Source organism: Enterobacter cloacae complex sp. 2015409 (assembly GCF_041365315.1).
Lineage (GTDB): Bacteria > Pseudomonadota > Gammaproteobacteria > Enterobacterales > Enterobacteriaceae > Enterobacter > Enterobacter pseudoroggenkampii.
In genome coordinates this window covers 215,559-235,135 of record NZ_JBFTVM010000003.1, presented here as the reverse complement: position 1 = coordinate 235,135, position 19,577 = coordinate 215,559, and the positions used below count along the sequence as shown (strand labels likewise).

The 19,577-nt window shown below is 55.9% G+C and carries 23 protein-coding genes and 1 tRNA gene; 16 read left to right on the top strand and 8 right to left on the bottom strand.

The annotated features are described in order from the left end of the window. The first annotated feature begins 56 nt into the window (after positions 1-56). The 9 genes from ACDO57_RS17185 (at position 57) to ureG (ending at position 7,125) form a co-directional block, all read left to right on the top strand. Positions 57-1,523 (top strand): MFS transporter, encoded by a 1,467-nt coding sequence (locus tag ACDO57_RS17185; protein ID WP_370884314.1) that lies wholly within the window; start codon positions 57-59, stop codon positions 1,521-1,523. Positions 1,524-1,639: 116 nt separating this feature from the next. Beyond that, positions 1,640-2,467: an urease accessory protein UreD gene (locus ACDO57_RS17180; protein WP_370884313.1), complete on the top strand. Its 828-nt coding sequence runs from the start codon at positions 1,640-1,642 to the stop codon at positions 2,465-2,467. Between the two features lie 10 nt (positions 2,468-2,477). Then, a complete protein-coding gene (locus tag ACDO57_RS17175; RefSeq protein WP_090418727.1) occupies positions 2,478-2,780 on the top strand; it encodes an urease subunit gamma in 303 nt (100 codons plus the stop codon). Between the two features lie 10 nt (positions 2,781-2,790). Then, a complete protein-coding gene (locus tag ACDO57_RS17170) occupies positions 2,791-3,105 on the top strand; it encodes an urease subunit beta (protein ID WP_032650271.1) in 315 nt (104 codons plus the stop codon). Then, on the top strand, positions 3,098-4,801 hold the full coding sequence (gene ureC, locus ACDO57_RS17165) for an urease subunit alpha (protein WP_267217253.1): 1,704 nt from the start codon (positions 3,098-3,100) through the stop codon (positions 4,799-4,801). The genes ACDO57_RS17170 and ureC overlap by 8 nt, the downstream gene beginning before the upstream one ends. Positions 4,802-4,810: 9 nt before the next feature. Further along, on the top strand, positions 4,811-5,275 hold the full coding sequence (gene ureE / locus ACDO57_RS17160; RefSeq protein ID WP_090418735.1) for an urease accessory protein UreE: 465 nt from the start codon (positions 4,811-4,813) through the stop codon (positions 5,273-5,275). A 9-nt stretch (positions 5,276-5,284) separates the two neighbouring features. After that, positions 5,285-5,824: a HupE/UreJ family protein gene (locus tag ACDO57_RS17155; protein WP_370884312.1), complete on the top strand. Its 540-nt coding sequence runs from the start codon at positions 5,285-5,287 to the stop codon at positions 5,822-5,824. Continuing rightward, positions 5,824-6,498 (top strand): urease accessory protein UreF, encoded by a 675-nt coding sequence (locus ACDO57_RS17150; RefSeq protein ID WP_032650275.1) that lies wholly within the window; start codon positions 5,824-5,826, stop codon positions 6,496-6,498. The genes ACDO57_RS17155 and ACDO57_RS17150 overlap by 1 nt, the downstream gene beginning before the upstream one ends. A gap of 9 nt (positions 6,499-6,507) precedes the next feature. Continuing rightward, a complete protein-coding gene (gene ureG / locus ACDO57_RS17145) occupies positions 6,508-7,125 on the top strand; it encodes an urease accessory protein UreG (protein WP_024906473.1) in 618 nt (205 codons plus the stop codon). Between the two features lie 87 nt (positions 7,126-7,212). Here ureG and tsaD read toward each other — a convergent pair whose 3' ends face one another. Then, positions 7,213-8,226 carry a tRNA (adenosine(37)-N6)-threonylcarbamoyltransferase complex transferase subunit TsaD gene (gene tsaD / locus ACDO57_RS17140; RefSeq protein WP_032650276.1) on the bottom strand — a complete coding sequence of 338 codons (1,014 nt, stop codon included), beginning with the start codon at positions 8,224-8,226 and terminating at the stop codon, positions 7,213-7,215. Positions 8,227-8,462: 236 nt separating this feature from the next. Here tsaD and rpsU point away from each other — a divergent pair, with 236 nt between their 5' ends. The 3 genes from rpsU to rpoD all read left to right on the top strand — a co-directional run bounded on the left by rpsU (position 8,463) and on the right by rpoD (position 12,541). Then, on the top strand, positions 8,463-8,678 hold the full coding sequence (rpsU, locus tag ACDO57_RS17135; RefSeq protein ID WP_001144069.1) for a 30S ribosomal protein S21: 216 nt from the start codon (positions 8,463-8,465) through the stop codon (positions 8,676-8,678). 115 nt (positions 8,679-8,793) lie between these two features. Then, complete coding sequence (gene dnaG, locus ACDO57_RS17130) at positions 8,794-10,539, top strand: DNA primase (RefSeq protein ID WP_023294585.1); 1,746 nt, start codon at positions 8,794-8,796, stop codon at positions 10,537-10,539. A gap of 154 nt (positions 10,540-10,693) precedes the next feature. Beyond that, on the top strand, positions 10,694-12,541 hold the full coding sequence (gene rpoD / locus ACDO57_RS17125) for an RNA polymerase sigma factor RpoD (protein WP_023309228.1): 1,848 nt from the start codon (positions 10,694-10,696) through the stop codon (positions 12,539-12,541). 535 nt (positions 12,542-13,076) lie between these two features. On the opposite strand, the gene mug is transcribed toward rpoD, so the two are convergent. After that, positions 13,077-13,583, bottom strand: coding sequence for a G/U mismatch-specific DNA glycosylase (gene mug, locus ACDO57_RS17120; protein WP_029741755.1), 507 nt, complete (start codon positions 13,581-13,583; stop codon positions 13,077-13,079). A 125-nt stretch (positions 13,584-13,708) separates the two neighbouring features. On the opposite strand from mug, the gene ACDO57_RS17115 reads away from it, so the two are divergent. After that, positions 13,709-13,784 (top strand) — tRNA-Ile (locus tag ACDO57_RS17115). 167 nt (positions 13,785-13,951) lie between these two features. After that, entirely contained in the window at positions 13,952-14,131 is a 180-nt protein-coding gene (locus ACDO57_RS17110; RefSeq protein WP_370884311.1) for a hypothetical protein, read from the top strand. A 1,117-nt stretch (positions 14,132-15,248) separates the two neighbouring features. Here ACDO57_RS17110 and ACDO57_RS17105 read toward each other — a convergent pair. Continuing rightward, positions 15,249-15,722: a hypothetical protein gene (locus ACDO57_RS17105; RefSeq protein WP_370884310.1), complete on the bottom strand. Its 474-nt coding sequence runs from the start codon at positions 15,720-15,722 to the stop codon at positions 15,249-15,251. After that, on the bottom strand, positions 15,700-16,002 hold the full coding sequence (locus ACDO57_RS17100) for a polymorphic toxin type 44 domain-containing protein (RefSeq protein ID WP_228117504.1): 303 nt from the start codon (positions 16,000-16,002) through the stop codon (positions 15,700-15,702). The genes ACDO57_RS17105 and ACDO57_RS17100 overlap by 23 nt, the downstream gene beginning before the upstream one ends. 295 nt (positions 16,003-16,297) lie before the next feature. Between ACDO57_RS17100 and ACDO57_RS17095 the strand changes: the two genes are divergently transcribed. Beyond that, positions 16,298-16,789 (top strand): Hcp family type VI secretion system effector, encoded by a 492-nt coding sequence (locus tag ACDO57_RS17095; protein ID WP_024906453.1) that lies wholly within the window; start codon positions 16,298-16,300, stop codon positions 16,787-16,789. Positions 16,790-16,939: 150 nt separating this feature from the next. Here the strand turns inward: ACDO57_RS17095 and ACDO57_RS17090 are convergent, their stop codons facing one another. Further along, complete coding sequence (locus ACDO57_RS17090) at positions 16,940-17,104, bottom strand: PerC family transcriptional regulator (protein WP_148768801.1); 165 nt, start codon at positions 17,102-17,104, stop codon at positions 16,940-16,942. Between the two features lie 81 nt (positions 17,105-17,185). Between ACDO57_RS17090 and ACDO57_RS17085 the strand changes: the two genes are divergently transcribed. Further along, positions 17,186-17,437 (top strand): DUF2542 family protein, encoded by a 252-nt coding sequence (locus ACDO57_RS17085; protein ID WP_370884309.1) that lies wholly within the window; start codon positions 17,186-17,188, stop codon positions 17,435-17,437. A gap of 244 nt (positions 17,438-17,681) precedes the next feature. Here ACDO57_RS17085 and ACDO57_RS17080 read toward each other — a convergent pair whose 3' ends face one another. From ACDO57_RS17080 to ACDO57_RS17070, 3 genes are all read right to left on the bottom strand, one after another. Then, positions 17,682-17,882, bottom strand: coding sequence for an ogr/Delta-like zinc finger family protein (locus ACDO57_RS17080; protein WP_061714441.1), 201 nt, complete (start codon positions 17,880-17,882; stop codon positions 17,682-17,684). A 67-nt stretch (positions 17,883-17,949) separates the two neighbouring features. Further along, positions 17,950-19,104, bottom strand: coding sequence for a phage late control D family protein (locus ACDO57_RS17075; protein ID WP_157189745.1), 1,155 nt, complete (start codon positions 19,102-19,104; stop codon positions 17,950-17,952). Next, positions 19,101-19,565: a phage tail protein gene (locus ACDO57_RS17070; protein WP_090418747.1), complete on the bottom strand. Its 465-nt coding sequence runs from the start codon at positions 19,563-19,565 to the stop codon at positions 19,101-19,103. The genes ACDO57_RS17075 and ACDO57_RS17070 overlap by 4 nt, the downstream gene beginning before the upstream one ends. Between the last annotated feature and the right edge of the window lie 12 nt (positions 19,566-19,577).

Here is a 19,577-nt window from a genome sequence, read left to right as displayed (position 1 = left end):
GTCACCTTCTGCCTGTGGTAACTGTTAGGGACACAACACAACCGCATAAGAAGAAAATGGCTGAAATCACAGAATCTACTCCCCTTTCAACGGCAGGTATTCCCCCTGATGGCGACATCCAGTGGGTGCGCAGCGCATCGGATGTATCACGCCTCGTTAATGACGGTTCTCAGGGCCGGGCAAACGCCCGTATCGTAGTCGGTATCGCGCTGGGCGGCATTTTCCTCGATGCCTACGATCTGGGCGCGCTGGCATTCGGCATTAAAGACATCACCCGCGAATTTAACCTGACGCCCGCCGGTACCGGCATGGTGGCCTCGGCGATTACCTTTGGAGCCATTGTCGGGGCGCTTCTCGGCGGTTACCTCACGGATAAAATCGGGCGCTACCGCGTTTTTATGGCTGATATGGTGTTCTTCGTGGTGGCAGCCATCGCCTGTGCGCTGGCCCCGAACGAATATGTGCTCGCGGGCGCCCGCTTTGTCATGGGGCTCGGGGTCGGGATCGATCTTCCCGTAGCGATGGCGTTTTTAAGCGAGTTCGCCAGGCTGAAAGGGCCCGGCAATAAGGCCTCCAGCGTCGCGATGTGGTGCCCCACCTGGTATGCCGCCATCAGTATCTCCTACCTGCTGGTGCTTTTCTTCTACGCCGTGCTGCCGGAAAGCCACAGCGACTGGCTGTGGCGTTTGATTCTCGGCTTTGGTGCCGTGCCGGCGCTGGTGATTATTGCCATCCGCAGCCGCTATATGAGCGAATCGCCGGTCTGGGCGGCGAATCAGGGCAACCTGAAGGAGGCAGCGTCCATTTTACGCCACTCATACAACATCAATGCCCACGTGCCGCAGGATGCGCTGAGCCAGCCAGCCCCCGTCGTGAATAAAGCGAAATGGTCCAACTACCTGAACCTGTTCCGCGGCATCTACTTGCGGCGCACCACGCTCGCCACGCTGCTGTCCGTCGTCTCCTCGTTCGCCTATAACGCGGTGGCGTTTGGTCTGCCAGTGATCATCTCCAGCTTCTTTGTCCAGTCGATGCTGACCACCATCCTGATATCTCTGGCGCTTAACCTGCTGTTTGCCTTCGTTGGCGGACTGCTGGCGGTACGCTACGTGCCGCGCTTCGGCGCATGGCGAATGTCGCTGGCGGGTTACGCCTGCCAGCTGGTCGCGCTGCTGGGACTGGCGCTGATTGGCCGCCCTGAAGGCGCCTCTGAAGGGGTGCTCGCCGTCGCGATGCTGGCGCTATTCCTGTTCGGTCAGGGCTTTGGCCCGGGCGCGCATACCATGACGTTCGCCTCGCTGAGCTACCCGACCTCGCTGCGCGGCGTGGGCGTGGGCCTCAACCAGACGCTGATGCGCAGCAGCTCGACGCTGTCGCTGTTCCTGTTCCCGCTGCTGGTCGCCTCGCTGGATACCGCCGTGTTCTGGGTAATTGCCCTGGCGCCGTTTATCGGCCTGGCCTCGCTGCTGGCGATCCGCTGGGAGCCGTCCGGGTATGATGTGGATGCGGAGGATTACCGCTAGTCCCGCAAACCGGCTCACAAGAGCCGGTTTTTTATCCATAAGCGACTCATATGACAGCCTTCATTTCCGCCAGGGCATACTGAAACGTATCCCGATGGTGTGGAAATGGATGCAGCATGTTAGCAGCTCAGGTCACTGATAATTCGTACAAAGGCTGGCTGGCGTCGCTTGCCCTGCAGTTTTGTCACACCCCTGAGAAAACCCTCCTGCACTCCGCTCATCACGTCGGGCCGCTTACCGTTCAGCGTCCATTTTATCCCGAAGGCGAGACCTGCCACCTCTATCTTCTGCACCCGCCGGGCGGGGTTGTGGGCGGGGATACGCTGGATATCACCGTGCGTCTGGACGCCAAAAGCCATGCGCTTATCACCATGCCCGGCGCCAGCAAGTTCTATCGCAGCAGCGGCCCGCAGGCTCGCCTGCATCAGCACTTTTATCTCGATGAGGGATCCACGCTGGAGTGGCTGCCGCAGGACACCATTATCTTCCCCGGTGCGAATGCCGCGCTGCGCTCCGTCTTCCACCTGAAGGCCTCCAGCACGCTGCTGGCGTGGGAGCTGTACTGCCTGGGACGACCGGTAATCAATGAGACCTTCAGCCACGGCACGCTGGAGAGCCGCCTTGAAGTCTGGGTTGAGGACGAGCCACGCCTGATTGAACGTCAGCACCTTGCCGACGGCGATCTCACGCCCGTCGCCGGGCATCCGTGGATTGGCACGCTGCTGTTCTACCCGGCCAGAGAAGCACATCTCGACGCGGCGCGTGCACTGCTCGCCCCGCTGGATACGTTTGCGGGCGCCACGCTCGCAGACGATCTCATGTCGATGCGCTTTCTCTCCCACGATAACCTGATTTGTCAGCGGGTGATGCGCGACGTCTGGCAGTCGCTTCGCCCGCTTCTCACCACCAAAACCGCCTGTTCGCCGCGTATCTGGCAGACATAAGAGAAACGTTATGGAACTGACCCCCAGAGAAAAAGACAAGCTGTTGCTGTTCACCGCTGCGCTGGTTGCCGAACGCCGCCTTGCGCGCGGGGTAAAGCTCAATTACCCGGAATCGGTCGCGTTGATCAGCGCCTTCATCATGGAAGGCGCGCGCGATGGTGAAACCGTCGCCTCGCTGATGGAGGCAGGCCGCCACGTCCTGAGCCGCGACCAGGTGATGGAGGGCGTGCCGGAGATGATCCCGGATATTCAGGTCGAAGCCACCTTCCCGGACGGATCGAAGCTCGTCACCGTCCACAACCCGATCGTCTAAGGAGCGCATGATGATCCCTGGCGAATATCAGATCCAGCCCGGCGCGATTGCGATCAACGTGGGGCGCGAAACCCAAGCCGTGATTGTCGAAAACCACGGCGACAGGCCGATCCAGGTCGGATCGCACTACCACTTTTACGAGGTCAACCCGGCGCTGAAGTTCGATCGGGAAGCCACCAAAGGCTACCGGCTGAACATCCCGGCGGGTACCGCCGTGCGCTTCGAGCCAGGCCAGAAGCGGGAAGTCACGCTGGTTCAGGTCGCCGGCGCGCAGCGCATTGTCGGCTTTCGCGGCGAGGTGATGGGCGAGGTGAAACATGGCTGAGATTTCGCGCCAGGCCTATGCCGATATGTTCGGCCCCACCACCGGGGATAAAGTGCGGCTGGCCGACAGCGAGCTGTGGATCGAAGTGGAAGACGATCTCACGGTCTACGGTGAAGAGGTCAAGTTCGGCGGCGGGAAGGTGATCCGCGACGGCATGGGTCAGGGGCAGATGACCGCAGACGGCTGCGTGGATCTGGTTCTCACCAATGCACTGATCGTCGATCACTGGGGGATCGTGAAAGCCGATATCGGCGTGAAGAACGGGCGGATCTTCGCCGTCGGTAAAGCCGGAAACCCGGACATTCAGCCCGGTGTGACGATCCCGATTGGTGCCGCAACCGAAGTGATTGCCGCCGAAGGAAAGATCGTCACCGCAGGCGGGATCGACACCCACATCCACTGGATCTGCCCGCAGCAGGCGGAAGAGGCGCTGATCTCCGGCGTCACCACCATGATCGGCGGCGGCACCGGACCGGCGGCGGGCACCAACGCCACTACCTGCACGCCGGGGCCGTGGTATATCGCCCGCATGCTGCAGGCTGCCGATACGCTGCCGGTGAATATCGGCCTGCTCGGCAAAGGTAACGGCTCCAGTCCGGACGCCCTGCGCGAGCAGATTGCCGCCGGCGCCATCGGGCTTAAAATCCACGAAGACTGGGGCGCGACGCCTGCGGCGATCAACTGCTCGCTGGAGGTGGCCGAAGAGATGGACATTCAGGTGGCGCTGCACAGCGACACGCTGAACGAGTCCGGGTTTGTCGAAGATACGCTGGCCGCCATTGGCGGGCGCACAATCCACACCTTCCACACCGAAGGGGCGGGCGGTGGCCACGCGCCGGATATCATCACCGCCTGTGCGCACCCGAATATTCTGCCCTCCTCCACCAACCCGACCCTGCCCTACACGGTGAATACCATCGACGAGCATCTCGACATGCTGATGGTTTGCCATCACCTCGATCCGGATATCGCCGAGGACGTGGCGTTTGCCGAATCCCGCATTCGCCGGGAGACCATCGCCGCCGAAGACGTGCTGCACGACATCGGCGCGTTCTCGCTCACCTCGTCAGACTCTCAGGCCATGGGCCGCGTCGGGGAAGTGATTATCCGCACCTGGCAGGTCGCGCACCGCATGAAGGTCCAGCGCGGCGCGCTGCCGGAAGAGACCGGCGAGAACGATAACTTCCGCGTGAAGCGCTATGTCGCCAAATACACCATCAACCCGGCGTTGACCCACGGTATCGCCCATGAGGTCGGTTCGATTGAGGCGGGCAAGCTGGCGGATCTGGTCGTCTGGTCTCCGGCGTTCTTCGGCGTCAAACCCGCCACCATCGTCAAGGGCGGGATGATCGCCTGCGCGCCGATGGGGGATATCAACGCCTCAATCCCCACGCCGCAGCCGGTGCATTACCGCCCGATGTTTGGCGCGCTGGGCGCCGCGCGCCACGCCACCCGACTGACGTTTGTCTCGCAGGCGGCCAGTGCGAACGGTATCCCGCAGCAGCTCAACCTGCAAAGCGCCACCGCGGTGGTAAAAGGCTGCCGGACGGTGAAAAAGGCGGACATGATCCACAACGGGCTGCAGCCGAATATCACCGTCGACTCGCAAACCTACGAGGTGCGCGTCGACGGCGAACTGATTACCAGCGAACCGGCTGACGTTCTGCCGATGGCGCAACGCTATTTCCTGTTTTGAGGAGTGATGATGATCTATTTAACCCAACGCCTGGACCATGCGCATCAGACTACCGCCAGCGTCACGCTGCCGATTGACGTGCGGGTGAAAAGCCGCGCCCGCGTGGCGCTGAACGACGGCCGCGAAGCCGGGCTGATGCTGCCGCGCGGCCTGCTGCTGCGCGGGGGCGACCTGCTGACTACCGACGACGGCAGCGAAGTGATCGAAGTGATCGCCGCCCCGGAGTCGGTTTCCGTGGTGCGCTGCGCCGATCCGTTCCTGCTCGCCCGCGCCTGCTACCACCTGGGCAACCGCCACGTGCCGCTGCAGATCATGCCCGGCGAGCTGCGCTATCACCACGACCACGTTCTCGACGACATGCTGCGCCAGTTCGGGCTGGACGTGGGCTACGCCAGCCTGCCGTTTGAACCGGAAGCGGGCGCTTATACCAGCGGTGCCCACAGCCACGGCCATTCTCACGCTCATTCACATTAAGGATCCATCATGCGCAAGTATTTACCGCTGTTACTGCTGGCTTTTTCCGTTCCCGCGCTCGCGCATCCCGGCCACGGCGCCGACAGCTTTCAGGCCGGTTTTCTCCACCCGCTGACCGGGCTCGATCATCTCCTGATGCTGACCGGTGCAGGCGTGCTCTCGGCGCTGAGCGGTCGCAAACTCCTGCTGCCGTTTGCCACCCTCGGGATGATGCTTGTCGGCGCCATTGCGGGCAGCCTGCTCGGCGGCTTCAGCGGCATGGAGATGCTGATTATCGCCTCGCTGGCGGTCAGCGGCGTGATGATGTTTAAAACGGAAAACCGTCTGCTGCTGGCGGTGCCTGCCCTGGCGATGTTCCACGGCTGGGCGCACGGCGTGGAGATGTCCGGCCATAACTTCTGGCTCTTCACCAGCGGGTTTATGTTCGCCAGCGCCACGGTGCTGTGCGCCAGTTTCGCCGCAGGATTGCTGCTGCGCCGTCACGACGGCCTGCGTAAAACCTTCGGCGGCGGGCTGATTGTCTCCGCCCTGCTGGCGCTGATGAGCTGATGGAGCACGCTCGCCAGAGGCTGCGCCTGATGCAGCTCTCCAGCAGCAGCCTGCCGGTCGGGTCGTTTACCTGGTCCCAGGGGCTGGAGTGGGCCGTTGAGGCGGGCTGGGTCACGGACGCCGGGGCCTTTAAACGCTGGCAAATACAGCAGATGGAGCAGAGCTTTTTCTGCGTCGATCTGCCGCTGTTTATCCGTCTTTATCAGGCCTGTGAGCAATCCTCTCTTACAAATGCAAAACGCTGGACGGCATACCTTCTCGCCTGCCGTGAAACGCGCGAGCTGCGCGAAGAGGAGCGCAACCGTGGGGCGGCCTTTACGCGACTGATTAAGAGCTGGGAACCTGACTGTCCGCCCGAATGGCTGCCGCTGTTTATGCAAAGCCAGCTCTGCGGCATGGCCTGGCTCGGCGTACGCTGGGGCATTAGCGTGCGCGAGCTGGCGCTGAGCCTTGGCTACAGCTGGATTGAGAGCGCGGTGATGGCAGGCGTCAAGCTGGTGCCGTTTGGGCAGCAGGCCGCACAGCAGCTGATTATCGAACTGAGCGACCACTACGCCGCTGGTTTTGAACAGGCATTTTTACGTCGCGACGACGCGCTGGGGGCAGCAACGCCGCTGTCCGCCATCGCCTCCGCGCGCCACGAAACCCAATATTCTCGACTATTCCGTTCCTGAGGAGTCAATATGGCTGATTACAAACATCCCCTGCGCGTGGGCGTAGGCGGCCCGGTAGGGTCGGGCAAAACCGCGCTGCTGGAAGCGCTCTGCAAGGCGATGCGCGATACCTATCATCTTGCGGTGGTGACCAACGATATCTACACCAAAGAGGATCAGCGCATTCTGACCGAGGCGGGCGCGCTGGCGCCGGAGCGCATCGTGGGCGTGGAGACGGGCGGCTGTCCGCATACCGCTATCCGCGAAGACGCCTCAATGAACCTGGCGGCGGTGGAAGCGCTCAGCGAGAAGTTCGGCAACCTGGATCTGATCTTCGTTGAAAGCGGCGGGGATAACCTGAGCGCGACGTTCAGCCCGGAGCTGGCGGATTTGACTATTTACGTGATCGACGTGGCCGAAGGGGAAAAAATCCCGCGCAAGGGCGGGCCGGGGATCACCAAATCCGATTTTCTGGTGATCAACAAAACCGATCTCGCGCCGTACGTCGGTGCGTCGCTGGAGGTGATGGAGCGCGATACCAACCGCATGCGCGGCGAGCGTCCATGGACCTTTACCAACCTGAAGGCGGGGGACGGTTTAGCGACGATTATTGCGTTTCTGGAAGAGAAAGGGATGCTGCGGGTGTAGTGCGGTTTGTTGCCGGGTGGCGGCTTCGCCTGACCCGGCCTACAAAACCGTAGGCCCGGTAAGCGCAGCGCCACCGGACAAAAAAACTCACGCCTCAGGCAGTTCCGCCAGCGGCCAGCGCGGACGCACGGACACGCTCAGGTCGGACGTTGCGCCAGCGTTCAGGCGCACCATACCCGCGTAGGCGATCATTGCCCCGTTATCGGTACAGAATTCCGGACGGGCATAGAACACTTCCCCGCGACGCTTTTGCATCATCTCGGCGAGCTTCGCGCGCAGCGTACGGTTGGCACTCACGCCGCCCGCCATCACCAGACGCTTGAAGCCGGTCTGATCCAGCGCGCGCTTGCACTTGATCATCAGCGTATCCACCACTGCGTCTTCAAACGCGCGGGCGATATCGGCGCGGGTCTGCTCGCTGTCATCGTTATTGCGGATCGTGTTGGCCGCGAAGGTTTTCAGCCCGGAGAAGCTGAAGTCCAGCCCCGGACGGTCTGTCATCGGGCGCGGGAAGACAAAGCGCCCTTCCGTTCCCTGTGACGCCATTTTCGACAGCATCGGGCCGCCTGGGTAATCGAGTCCCAGCAGCTTGGCGGTTTTGTCGAAGGCTTCGCCGGCGGCGTCGTCGATCGACTCGCCCAGCAGCTCGTATTTGCCAATGCCCGTTACGCTAATCAGCTGCGTGTGACCGCCGGAGACCAGCAGCGCCACAAACGGAAATTCAGGCGGATTCTCTTCCAGCATCGGCGCCAGAAGGTGCCCTTCCATATGGTGAACCGGGATCGCCGGCACATCCCACGCGAAGGCCAGCGAACGGCCAACCGTTGCGCCAACCAGCAGCGCACCGACCAGGCCCGGGCCTGCGGTATACGCCACTGCATCAATCTCTTTTGCCGTTAATCCTGCTTCTTTCAGCGCCGCCTGAATCAGGGGAACCGTTTTACGCACGTGGTCACGAGAGGCCAGTTCAGGCACGACGCCGCCGTAGTCAGCGTGCAATTTCACCTGACTATACAGCTGGTTGGCCAGAAGCCCTTTTTCGTCGTCGTAAATGGCGATGCCGGTTTCATCGCAGGATGTTTCAATACCCAGTACACGCATGACTTGTTTTACCTCGTTTCAATACCGCGCAGTGTAGAGCCTGGGCGGGTTGATGTAAAACTTTGTTCGCCCCAGGAAGAAGGCTCGTGTATACTCCTCACCCTTATTAAAGTCCCTTTCAAAATCGCATCGGTGCTTTACAAAGCAGCAGCATTTGCAGTAAAATTCCGCACCATTTTGAAATAAGCTGGCGTTGATGCCAGCGGCAAACCGAATTTATTAAAGGTGAGAGTTACATGCCGGTAATTAAAGTACGTGAAAACGAGCCGTTCGACGTAGCACTGCGTCGCTTCAAACGTTCATGCGAGAAAGCAGGTGTTCTGGCTGAAGTTCGTCGTCGTGAGTTTTATGAAAAACCAACGACCGAACGTAAGCGCGCTAAAGCTTCCGCTGTGAAACGTCACGCGAAGAAACTGGCTCGCGAAAACGCACGCCGTACTCGTCTGTACTAATTGGTTGAGGGCCTCAGCCCTCAATTGACAGACAGAGTAATAGTCGTAAGGCCGTGCTTCCGGAAGGAATGCGCGGCTTGTTTTCGTTTATAAGTCGCTTAAAATTTTGGGGCATATGGCCGGAAGAATCCCACGCGTTTTCATCAATGACCTGCTTGCCAGAACCGACATCGTCGATCTCATCGACGCGCGGGTAAAGCTGAAAAAGCAGGGCAAGAACTACCATGCGTGCTGTCCGTTCCATAACGAAAAAACCCCCTCCTTCACCGTAAACGGTGAAAAGCAGTTCTACCATTGCTTCGGCTGTGGCGCACACGGTAATGCCGTCGATTTTTTGATGAACTACGACAAGCTCGAGTTCGTTGAAACCGTCGAAGAGCTGGCGGCGATGCATAACCTTGAAGTGCCGTATGAAGCAGGCAGTGGGCCAAGTCAGATCGAGCGCCATCAACGGCAAACGCTGTATCAACTGATGGATGGCCTGAATTCGTTTTACCAACAGTCTCTTAAGCACTCTGCGGCTGAGCCTGCGCGTCAGTATCTGAACAAGCGCGGACTGAGCGACGATGTCATTGCGCGTTTCGCTATTGGCTACGCCCCGCCCGGCTGGGACAACGTGTTAAAGCGTTTTGGCGGCAATAGCGAAGATCGTAAGTCTCTTATCGATGCAGGCATGCTGGTCACCAATGACCAGGGACGAAGCTACGACCGCTTCCGCGAACGGGTGATGTTCCCAATCCGCGACAAGCGAGGCCGGGTAATTGGTTTTGGTGGTCGCGTGCTGGGTGATGCCCTGCCGAAGTACCTCAACTCCCCGGAAACCGATATTTTCCATAAAGGCCGCCAGCTTTACGGTCTTTATGAGGCGCAGCAGGATAACGCGGAACCTCCGCGTCTTCTGGTCGTCGAAGGGTATATGGACGTCGTTGCGCTGGCGCAGTACGACATCAACTACGCGGTTGCGTCGTTAGGAACGTCAACGACAGCGGATCACATTCAACTGCTGTTCCGCGTGACCAACAACGTGATTTGCTGTTACGACGGTGACCGCGCAGGACGCGATGCCGCCTGGCGCGCGCTGGAAACCGCGCTACCCTATATGACCGACGGGCGTCAGCTACGCTTTATGTTTCTGCCCGACGGTGAAGACCCGGATACGCTGGTGCGTAAAGAGGGCAAAGCGGCGTTTGAAGCGCGGATGGAGCAGGCTCAGCCGCTCTCCACGTTTTTGTTTAACAGCCTGATGCCGCAGGTCGATTTGAGTACCCCTGACGGGCGCGCGCAGCTCAGTACGCTGGCGCTGCCGTTAATCAGCCAGGTGCCCGGCGAAACGCTGCGCATTTACCTGCGTCAGGAGTTAGGCAACAAGCTCGGTATTCTGGATGATAGCCAGCTTGAACGTTTAATGCCTAAACAGGCTGAAAACGGCGCGGTTCGCCCCGCGCCTCAGCTAAAACGCACAACCATGCGTATACTGATAGGGTTACTGGTGCAAAACCCCGAACTGGCGCCACAGGTGCCGTCGCTGGCGGGTTTGAACCACGAAAAATTGCCCGGGCTTGGCTTATTTTCAGAACTGGTCAACACCTGTTTGTCTCAGCCAGGTCTGACCACCGGACAACTTTTAGAGCATTATCGCGGCACAAAAGAGGCCGCAACCCTTGAAAAATTGTCGATGTGGGACGATATAGCAGATAAGGACATTGCAGAAAAAACGTTCACCGACTCACTCAACCATATGTTTGATTCGATGCTTGAGCTGCGCCAGGAAGAGTTGATAGCTCGCGAGCGCACACACGGTTTAAGCAGCGAAGAACGCCGGGAGCTCTGGATGATTAACCAGGAACTGGCGAAGAAATAAAGAAATTTAACGGCTTAAGTGCCGAATATCGATCGGGAAGCCCCCGGCAGCCGCACTGAGAGGCAGCGGCAAAAATATAAGTACGCCCTCGCTTTAAAGGTTGGCAGCCCCATCGCCGACACCAATCAAACGAATTAAGTGTGGATACCGTCTTATGGAGCAAAACCCGCAGTCACAGCTGAAACTTCTTGTCCAACGTGGTAAGGAGCAAGGCTATCTGACCTATGCCGAGGTCAATGACCATCTGCCGGAAGATATCGTCGATTCAGATCAAATCGAAGATATCATCCAAATGATCAATGACATGGGCATTCAGGTGATGGAAGAAGCACCGGATGCCGATGATCTGTTGCTGGCTGAAACCTCCAACAACACTGACGAAGATGCGGAAGAAGCTGCTGCACAGGTACTGTCCAGCGTGGAATCTGAAATCGGGCGTACCACTGACCCGGTCCGCATGTACATGCGCGAAATGGGTACCGTTGAACTGTTGACCCGCGAAGGCGAAATTGACATCGCAAAACGCATCGAAGACGGGATCAACCAGGTTCAGTGCTCTGTTGCCGAGTACCCTGAAGCGATTACCTATCTGCTGGAGCAGTACGATCGCGTTGAAGCGGAAGAAGCGCGCCTGTCTGACCTGATCACCGGTTTTGTCGACCCGAACGCTGAAGAAGATATGGCGCCTACCGCCACTCACGTCGGTTCTGAACTGTCTCAGGAAGAGATGGATGATGACGAAGACGAAGATGAGGAAGAGAGCGACGACGACACCGCGGATGATGACAACAGCATCGACCCGGAGCTGGCGCGTGAGAAGTTTGCCGAGCTGCGTACCCAGTACGAAGTGACGCGTGACACCATCAAAGCGAAAGGCCGCAGCCATGCTGCCGCACAGGAAGAGATCCTGAAACTGTCTGAAGTATTCAAACAGTTCCGCCTGGTGCCAAAACAGTTCGACTACCTGGTAAACAGCATGCGCGTGATGATGGATCGCGTACGTACCCAGGAACGCATCATCATGAAGCTGTGCGTTGAGCAGTGCAAAATGCCGAAGAAGAACTTCATCACCCTCTTCACCGGCAACGAAACCAGCGAAACCTGGTTCAACGCGGCTATCGCGATGAACAAGCCATGGTCTGAAAAACTGCACGACGTGAAGGACGATGTGCATCGCGGCCTGCAGAAACTGCATCAGATTGAAGAAGAGACCGGCCTGACCATCGAGCAGGTTAAAGATATCAACCGTCGTATGTCCATCGGTGAAGCGAAAGCCCGCCGTGCGAAGAAAGAGATGGTTGAAGCGAACTTGCGTCTGGTTATCTCTATCGCCAAGAAATACACCAACCGCGGTCTGCAGTTCCTGGATCTGATTCAGGAAGGCAACATCGGTCTGATGAAAGCGGTAGATAAGTTTGAATACCGTCGTGGTTACAAGTTCTCCACCTACGCAACCTGGTGGATCCGTCAGGCGATCACTCGCTCTATCGCGGATCAGGCGCGCACCATCCGTATTCCGGTGCATATGATTGAGACCATCAACAAGCTCAACCGTATTTCCCGCCAGATGCTGCAGGAGATGGGCCGCGAGCCGACGCCGGAAGAGCTGGCCGAGCGCATGCTGATGCCGGAAGACAAGATCCGTAAAGTGCTGAAGATCGCCAAAGAGCCAATCTCCATGGAAACACCAATCGGTGATGATGAAGATTCACATCTGGGTGATTTCATCGAGGATACCACCCTCGAGCTGCCGCTGGACTCTGCCACCACCGAGAGCCTGCGTGCCGCAACGCACGACGTGCTGGCTGGCCTGACCGCCCGTGAAGCGAAAGTACTGCGTATGCGTTTCGGTATTGATATGAACACCGACCACACGCTTGAAGAAGTGGGTAAACAGTTCGACGTTACCCGCGAACGTATCCGTCAGATCGAAGCGAAGGCGCTGCGTAAGCTGCGTCACCCAAGCCGCTCTGAAGTGCTGCGTAGCTTCCTGGACGACTAACCTGTCCTGACCGTGAAAAAGCTCCCAATCGGGAGCTTTTTTTTGTTTATTCCTTCTCCCTGTGGGCTGTGGGATCCCCTCAAAATAATGGCTGCACGGACGACCCCCTCTCCCTTGAGGGAGAGGGATGGGGTGAGGGGGAACCTACGGCTGTGGTGGTCATTCCGTTCACTTTATGTTCCTTGCTACTCTGTAACGACATGACCAGTGAACGTGCCAGGGTGGCTCAGTCGCCACCACCCTGGCGACCCGGGCTCCCGGCGGTAAATCGCCGCTTCGCGGTACCCTCAGCTTATTCCTTCAGGCTATCGGGTCGGGCATGAGCCTGCATCCCTGCAGGCCACGCCCTCTCGGCGCATCCCTGCGCCTCGCCCCGGCCTTACGGAAACGCTTCGGCGATTTACAGCCGGACCAGGGCGTCGCTGTAAGTTATTAATTTTGCTGAAGCAACGTTCATCGCTTCAGGGAAAATTACTGGGGAACCCTCAGCCCTGTGGGAGAGGATTAGGGTGAAGGCATCAGCCCGCAGAGGCCCCTAAAGCCCCCGCACCATCAGGGCCTCATCCAGCTCCCGATACGCCTCTACCAGCTTATCCAGCGTTGCTCTGTTGAGCCCGCTCGGGTTCGGCAAGACCCACACCTGCGTCACGCCAATCATGATGCTCTGCTTACCCCATTGCGTTCCGCGCTGGCTAAACGCCTGCTCGTAGGCCTGCTTGCCGAGGATCGCCAGCGCGGCCGGCTGATAATCCTCTATCTTCTTGATCAGCTCCCGCCCGCCGCTGCGCAGCTCATGCAGGTTGACCTCACTCGCCTGCACCGTCGGCCGCTCGACCAGCATGGTGATCCCGCAGCGCGTGTCCAGCAGATGCTGCTCCTCTTCGGGCTTGAGTAGCCTGTCGGTAAACCCGGCCTGGTAGATCACCTTCCAGAAGCGATTCCCCGGATGGGCGAAGTGAAAACCGGTGTGCGCCGAGGACTTGCCCGGGTTGATTCCGCAGAACACCACCCGCAGGCCTGGGGCCAGAATATCGTTGATCATCTTTACTCCTGCTCGATACATCGTCAGGGAAGTATAAAGGATTGATTATGCGTTGTTTATAAAAACAGCAGGCAGGTGTGAATGGCTGGATTGCTGCGGGGAGTTACTTTATAATTCACCGCCACGGCCCCTTAGCTCAGTGGTTAGAGCAGGCGACTCATAATCGCTTGGTCGCTGGTTCAAGTCCAGCAGGGGCCACCAGACACCGCAATGGCTGGCGGGGAGTCACCTACCAGCCTGATTTTTCCGGGGCTATACCGGGGATTTCCAAAAAATTAACCATAGTGATTCATGGTTAATTTATGACAGTTCATACACTCCTGGAATTAACCAGCTTCATGCAGTAACCACTACTGCAAGGGGTATGAATGAAACGGATCTTCATCACTGCTTCGGTTCTGTTTGCCACTCTCAATAATGCTCATACTGGCTGTTACTATGCCTGTAGAAACCTAACGAATGAAAAAGCGCTGCTGATTTTCGGCCTTCTACTTTTGCTTTTCGCTGGGCTGGGAGTTTGGGGCAGCATTGATAGCCTCAAAAAATAAACTGCCCTCCTTACTTTTCTGTGTTTTGCTGGCCGTAGTGAATTTTTCTGGACTGATCTCCATGTACTTCATCGGCGGTTATGGTTTTCTTGGCGCGGTCGTCGGCACAGGCTTACTGATGTTCCTCAGTCCGAAAGGTGTTTAAAACACCATCCCACCAGCACGTCAGATGCCTGCATTGTTCGTTACCCTAATTTTTTATTTTCGCGGGTGTAAAAATTCGATGAAGCGGGCCGTTCCGCAAAATGAAAGGCTCTGGGATTGATCCTCCCCCTCCTATCCATGGGTATGCAGCAAGATAAACCGATACAGAAAAGCTAAATATACACCTGTATATTTTGGTTATCTGTTACGAGTCTGATGCTGGTGGTAGCCCAGTAGCGAGGTTTCAGATAGTCAGTATGGGAACGTGTCAGGAATGGTTATAAAGCGTAAATGCCCTGTCTAGCCACAGAACGTAAAACGTAGCATCGCGCTTGTAACCTACCATGGGTGCCTTGCTACAGAAGCGGAATGCAATAAGCTCCACGTCTTCGGTAACATGAGCGGGGATGGCCGCCTTGATTGAGTTACGGGAGATTTTTTCGTATCCGAATTTATGCCGGTGCTGCTGGCGGATATCCGCCCATGAAAGTTGACTCAACCGGAAAAGCTTATCAGTTAATGCTGCCTTTTCTTTTTGCTCGCAGCAATCAACGCAAAAACCCTTTTGAAGGTATGCCCCAAAAACCTTATCATTTTTTAACAGCTAACAGGGTAAGGCATATCCGCGAATTATCAGGCCTTCCCCTGCCAAAAAACCCGCTAGACATACCGCCGACATGTGTTTTGAGACGATCGAAGCATCATGATGATTCCCGAAATCATTAAACCAAAAGTTGCGAATTCGCAGATCGTATGTGGGGGATTCTGGCTGTAATTTTTGCAGGGAAGTTCTTCCCTGGTAACATCAACCGGATCTCACCCACGCCCCAACCATTGACCTGCAGGGGCAATAACCCAATTTGTGCCCGGCGGGCAATCACAATGTACTTTTGATCCATGAACCGCTACGGGTACGCCGTGAAAACTTACACGCGGCTAATCGGGTCATTGACCCGACTGCAATGGATTTTTACTATCGACTAAATTTCCCCTTGTCCCAGCCCTCGCCACGGGCCGTTAAGTCGATTGACGGCGCGGCCGCTATTCCCTCTGCATCATAAAAAAATGCGGACGTTGTAAAGCTGTACACGGTGCCATAAACAGTAAATGAGATATTGTTGCCTATACCGTCAACTTTCACACGGGCGGTGTTCGCTGTAAGCGTTGGGGCGATATGTTGTTTTTCGAGAGCCACCAGCGGATCGCCGTCAATCTTGCTTGCTAAAAAATAACGATATACTTCCCCTGTGGTCATGTCCGAGCCGTCATATTCAGTTATATATAACCACGTACGGGGCGTGAGCTGGCGAACCTCATAAAGTTTGTCACTCACCGTTAAGTGCTGGATATGCTGAAAATAACAGTACCCCGCAATCACGATAGCCATAGCGAATGTAGCCACCCAATGCAACGCCTTAAACGCCTTAATAGTGGTGCTGCTTAACATAGTCTATGCCTTGCTTTATCCAAAATTGGTCCATCGGATCATCACCAAACGGCGGGGCCCCCGTGAAATTCCCCCACTCTGGTCTTGATGTGCCGGCTTTCCACTGCGCCGCGCCGGCGGCAATAAGCAAAATCTTTGCAGGTATGCACGCTGCATAACCCACTGCGCCGTAATGAAAATTCCCGAAGTCAGCGTAAGCCCGTTTTTGTTGTTTGTAATCCCACACCCCGCCGTTTCTTACTCGCTCATAAAACCACGTATACGTAAGCGGGGTAGCCATATCCTGGACTCCGTGACGCGCCCGCGCGAGCCTAATGTGTTCGCGCAAAATTTCCAGCCCGCGGGGCGGGTAAATCGGTATACATGCCATCGTTATTCCCTTTTGCCTGGCAAAACCAGCAACATAAGAGCAACGGCGCTGCACGGTACTGTTTGAGATCAATCAATCATTTTTATTATTAATATCAATAATTAACGCGTTTTAATCACTCATACCGATAACACAATTTGTATCACCTGCGATCCGGTTTTAGCCGTTTAATGAGGGTTTACCCTCATAAAATGGAGTTTTAAAAATGGCTATTCCAGCTTACATGTGGCTTAAAGACGATGGCGGCAACCTGATCAGGGGGTCTGTAGATGTTCAGGATCGTGAAAGTAGCGTAGAAATTCTCTCTTTTAGTCACGGCTTGCTTGTTCCAACCGATAGCAACACGGGCAAAATCACGGGTACACGCTTACATGCGCCGCTTATGATCGAGAAAGAATTTGATAGCTCCAGCCCGTATCTCTATAAAGCGGTAGCAACCGGCCAGACGCTTAAAAGCGTTGAAATTAAGTGGTACAGAATCAACGACGCGGGGCAAGAGGTCGAGTATTTCAACATGCTGCTTGAGAATGTGCGGGTAGTCAGCATTAACCCAGTTATGCATAACTGCAAAGAGCCAGGTTTACAGATGCATAATCATAATGAGGGCGTACAGCTGCGCTATGAGCGGATCACCTGGAAGTATTGCGATGGGAACGTCCAATATTCAGACGCATGGAACGAGCGTGTAACAGCGTAAAAAAAAGGGGGCGGTTAATCCGCCCTATATTGTTTTTAGTGCCAATTCTCTCGCACCCTGGGTCTGCCAGCACGTAGCCTCCCTCGATAGCAATACCCCGCTCGATCACCCGGTGCCGGCTCTCCGCACTTCTTATACGTTTGGGGTATTTTAATCATGCTTTATGCTGTTAAGCATTCTCTGGCAGTTATTGCGGCGTACCGCTGCCGCTGCGCGCGTTTTATCGGTCTGGTCTGGCAAATACATCACCTCAAGCCAGCGCGTTGCTGCGCGCCTCCATAGCTCCAAATTTTCGAGTTTCTCGGCTACGCTCACTTTGCACCTGACCACCTGAATGAAGCGACATTGCTCAACCCACTAACACTTTTTTAAGGCATTGTTTTTAGAAGATAAGCTATGGAATGGGATACATTATTAGTATTGATCTGTGTACTTCTTTGCGGATTGTGGATGATTTTTCATTCAGCAAAAGCTCTTAGAAGTGGGGTCTTCGTCGGCTGGTATAAAGGCACATATGAAAATTACTACATCTACCGATCCGAAACACCTATCTACTTCTACTGGTATAACACTGTGTTTTCGCTGTTCGGCTCCTTTATGATTGGTTTAGCCCTCTACCTCTTGAATGGCGATTATCTTTTTTTATAGGCATCATTGGCAGCAAAATGGCAGCAGACCTATTCACTATGCTTTCATATTTGAAATTATTCGATGCAACAACCCATTTAAAAAGTAAGGTATTGTTTTATAAGACTTTAAATTGGGACTCATAATCGCCAGGTTGCTGGTTCAAGTCCAGCAGGGCCACCAAATTTTAGTTTTAGAATCATATGATTAAGCCACTCGATTGAGTGGCTTTTTTATTGGCTTTTTTGAGCCGGTGACGCAGCCACTAACCCTGGTTCAGCGAAGCCGTCTGGACACGTTCAGAGGCACCGGGAGTCGCAATCAGGCGCTCCACGGACTCCATAGTCACGAACGTACAGCTGCAGTCCACATTGGTGCACTGGTGATAGCGCTCTTTGGTATTTTCACTTAGATAGCGACTGGTACGCGCATGCGCAGAGTGCTTGCACTTAGGACAATGAAACATGTACCCCTCCACTTGATTCACATTTTGTGAATTAATAATACCCAAAATAAAACCAATAGCAACTACATTACTCACTATCAACAATAAATTTTTCGTCAGTGGCATTCAGTTCAAGCTTAAGCTGCGTGGTAAATCCGCTATCGTTGAGGGTATGCACCACCTCGCTGATGATCCACGCCTGCTCGTCAATGACGCGTTTAAAACCGTTTACCAATACCGGCGTTTCGGGGTACAGATCGGCTCGCCCCAGCGCCAGTTGGATAGAAAAATTCACGGTACCCCGCTGCAGCGCGCGCCACTTCGCCTCTGCGGCCCTGAGAGCCTGCTCTTCAGAGGCATACACCGTGGTGAGCTCAAATACGTTTTCCGCCGATCCTACCAGCCTCTCTTGCGGCTTCTGCTCCTTGCCTCCTGGTTCTGCAATCGGCACGGCGGCTTCCGGGTGCTGCAGCCCCTCTGTCGCTTGCCCCTCAGGCAGACGATTAATACTCAATTGAGTATTTTGCTGTTTTGGGTCGCGCGTTTGCAGCCATTTGGCCGTCACGCCGGAATAGTTTTCACGATCGGCAACGTAAAAAAGGTGCTTATCGCCGTCCCCACGCTCAATCATCATTAAGGGGATCGGCGTGCCGCTGGCCGTCACGGCGTGCCCCGCTTTCATAAAAATAACCTTGCCGGCTTTGATTGAAACAAAGGCACCATTACGTTCGGCCAGGCGGGTGAGAAACGCAGCATCGGTCTCCTGAGACTGATCGATATGAGAAATAGCAATCGATGAAAGTCCCGCCGCAACGCTGGCAGTTAACTGGTTACGCTGAGCGATAGTATTGACTATCGCGCCGATCGTCGTGTCATGCCACGACTGTTCGCGCCGCACGTTTAGCTTTCCACGAAAATCAGCGCTGCATCCCCGAATGGTCAGCGTGTCCGGCGCGCCCCGAAATTCAATTGTATCGATCGTAAAGTTCCCTTTCGGCTGGAGCGGGGTTCCCTCCCATCCCAGCCATAAGGAGAGCTTTGCCCCCCGGGCCGGCAAGTCTAACAGCCCGTCGGAATCATCCAGTTGAATATCCAGCTGATCGGCTTCCAGTCCACGTTTGTCGATCATGCTCAGACTGATAAGACGATGGCTGAAATTTTGTGTGATATCGCGATCGTCAAGCTTAAGCATAAAATCAGGGGCGATTTTCCCACCCGCCCGGATATTCATTTCCGTAATCATCCCACCAGCCCTCCAATGCTATTACGTGCGCTCGTCACCAGCTCTTCGACCTGGGTTCTCAGATCGCCAAACATCGTCATCAGCGATTCGTCCACGCGTTTCAGTTCCAGCGTAAAATTAATTTTTCGGGCGGTACCGTCACTGTAAAAATCCGAATGCGTATGCGTGACTTTTTCAATGATAAACATGCCGTGAATGATGCCGGTACCGTCTATCAACGGCCATGCCCGCCCCTCATTCGCCATCAGCTCAACCGCCTTGAGGGAAAGCCGCCCTCCCGTGAGCTCAGGGTAAAGCAGTCCGGAGAGGGTAAAAGATGTCTCGCCTTCGCCAAGGTACTGCCAGGCTTTAGGTTTCCCGATCCGATTGTTGGACACCCAGCGATAATCCTTTGTAAACTGCATTGTCTGATAGGGTAAGGTTCGTCGTTCAAAGACAAACAGACCCAGCACCATTAACATTTTCTCTCTCCT

What these genes read in the sequence shown, in the direction of transcription:
- ACDO57_RS17185 (WP_370884314.1), top strand. Translation starts at nt 57, where the DNA reads ATGGCTGAAATCACAGAATCTACTCCCCTTTCAACGGCAGGTATTCCC.
- ACDO57_RS17180 (WP_370884313.1), top strand. Translation starts at nt 1,640, where the DNA reads ATGTTAGCAGCTCAGGTCACTGATAATTCGTACAAAGGCTGGCTGGCG.
- ACDO57_RS17175 (WP_090418727.1), top strand. Translation starts at nt 2,478, where the DNA reads ATGGAACTGACCCCCAGAGAAAAAGACAAGCTGTTGCTGTTCACCGCT.
- ACDO57_RS17170 (WP_032650271.1), top strand. Translation starts at nt 2,791, where the DNA reads ATGATCCCTGGCGAATATCAGATCCAGCCCGGCGCGATTGCGATCAAC.
- ureC (WP_267217253.1), top strand. Translation starts at nt 3,098, where the DNA reads ATGGCTGAGATTTCGCGCCAGGCCTATGCCGATATGTTCGGCCCCACC.
- ureE (WP_090418735.1), top strand. Translation starts at nt 4,811, where the DNA reads ATGATCTATTTAACCCAACGCCTGGACCATGCGCATCAGACTACCGCC.
- ACDO57_RS17155 (WP_370884312.1), top strand. Translation starts at nt 5,285, where the DNA reads ATGCGCAAGTATTTACCGCTGTTACTGCTGGCTTTTTCCGTTCCCGCG.
- ACDO57_RS17150 (WP_032650275.1), top strand. Translation starts at nt 5,824, where the DNA reads ATGGAGCACGCTCGCCAGAGGCTGCGCCTGATGCAGCTCTCCAGCAGC.
- ureG (WP_024906473.1), top strand. Translation starts at nt 6,508, where the DNA reads ATGGCTGATTACAAACATCCCCTGCGCGTGGGCGTAGGCGGCCCGGTA.
- tsaD (WP_032650276.1), bottom strand. Translation starts at nt 8,226, where the DNA reads ATGCGTGTACTGGGTATTGAAACATCCTGCGATGAAACCGGCATCGCC.
- rpsU (WP_001144069.1), top strand. Translation starts at nt 8,463, where the DNA reads ATGCCGGTAATTAAAGTACGTGAAAACGAGCCGTTCGACGTAGCACTG.
- dnaG (WP_023294585.1), top strand. Translation starts at nt 8,794, where the DNA reads ATGGCCGGAAGAATCCCACGCGTTTTCATCAATGACCTGCTTGCCAGA.
- rpoD (WP_023309228.1), top strand. Translation starts at nt 10,694, where the DNA reads ATGGAGCAAAACCCGCAGTCACAGCTGAAACTTCTTGTCCAACGTGGT.
- mug (WP_029741755.1), bottom strand. Translation starts at nt 13,583, where the DNA reads ATGATCAACGATATTCTGGCCCCAGGCCTGCGGGTGGTGTTCTGCGGA.
- ACDO57_RS17110 (WP_370884311.1), top strand. Translation starts at nt 13,952, where the DNA reads ATGAAACGGATCTTCATCACTGCTTCGGTTCTGTTTGCCACTCTCAAT.
- ACDO57_RS17105 (WP_370884310.1), bottom strand. Translation starts at nt 15,722, where the DNA reads ATGTTAAGCAGCACCACTATTAAGGCGTTTAAGGCGTTGCATTGGGTG.
- ACDO57_RS17100 (WP_228117504.1), bottom strand. Translation starts at nt 16,002, where the DNA reads ATGGCTACCCCGCTTACGTATACGTGGTTTTATGAGCGAGTAAGAAAC.
- ACDO57_RS17095 (WP_024906453.1), top strand. Translation starts at nt 16,298, where the DNA reads ATGGCTATTCCAGCTTACATGTGGCTTAAAGACGATGGCGGCAACCTG.
- ACDO57_RS17085 (WP_370884309.1), top strand. Translation starts at nt 17,186, where the DNA reads ATGGAATGGGATACATTATTAGTATTGATCTGTGTACTTCTTTGCGGA.
- ACDO57_RS17080 (WP_061714441.1), bottom strand. Translation starts at nt 17,882, where the DNA reads ATGTTTCATTGTCCTAAGTGCAAGCACTCTGCGCATGCGCGTACCAGT.
- ACDO57_RS17075 (WP_157189745.1), bottom strand. Translation starts at nt 19,104, where the DNA reads ATGATTACGGAAATGAATATCCGGGCGGGTGGGAAAATCGCCCCTGAT.
- ACDO57_RS17070 (WP_090418747.1), bottom strand. Translation starts at nt 19,565, where the DNA reads ATGTTAATGGTGCTGGGTCTGTTTGTCTTTGAACGACGAACCTTACCC.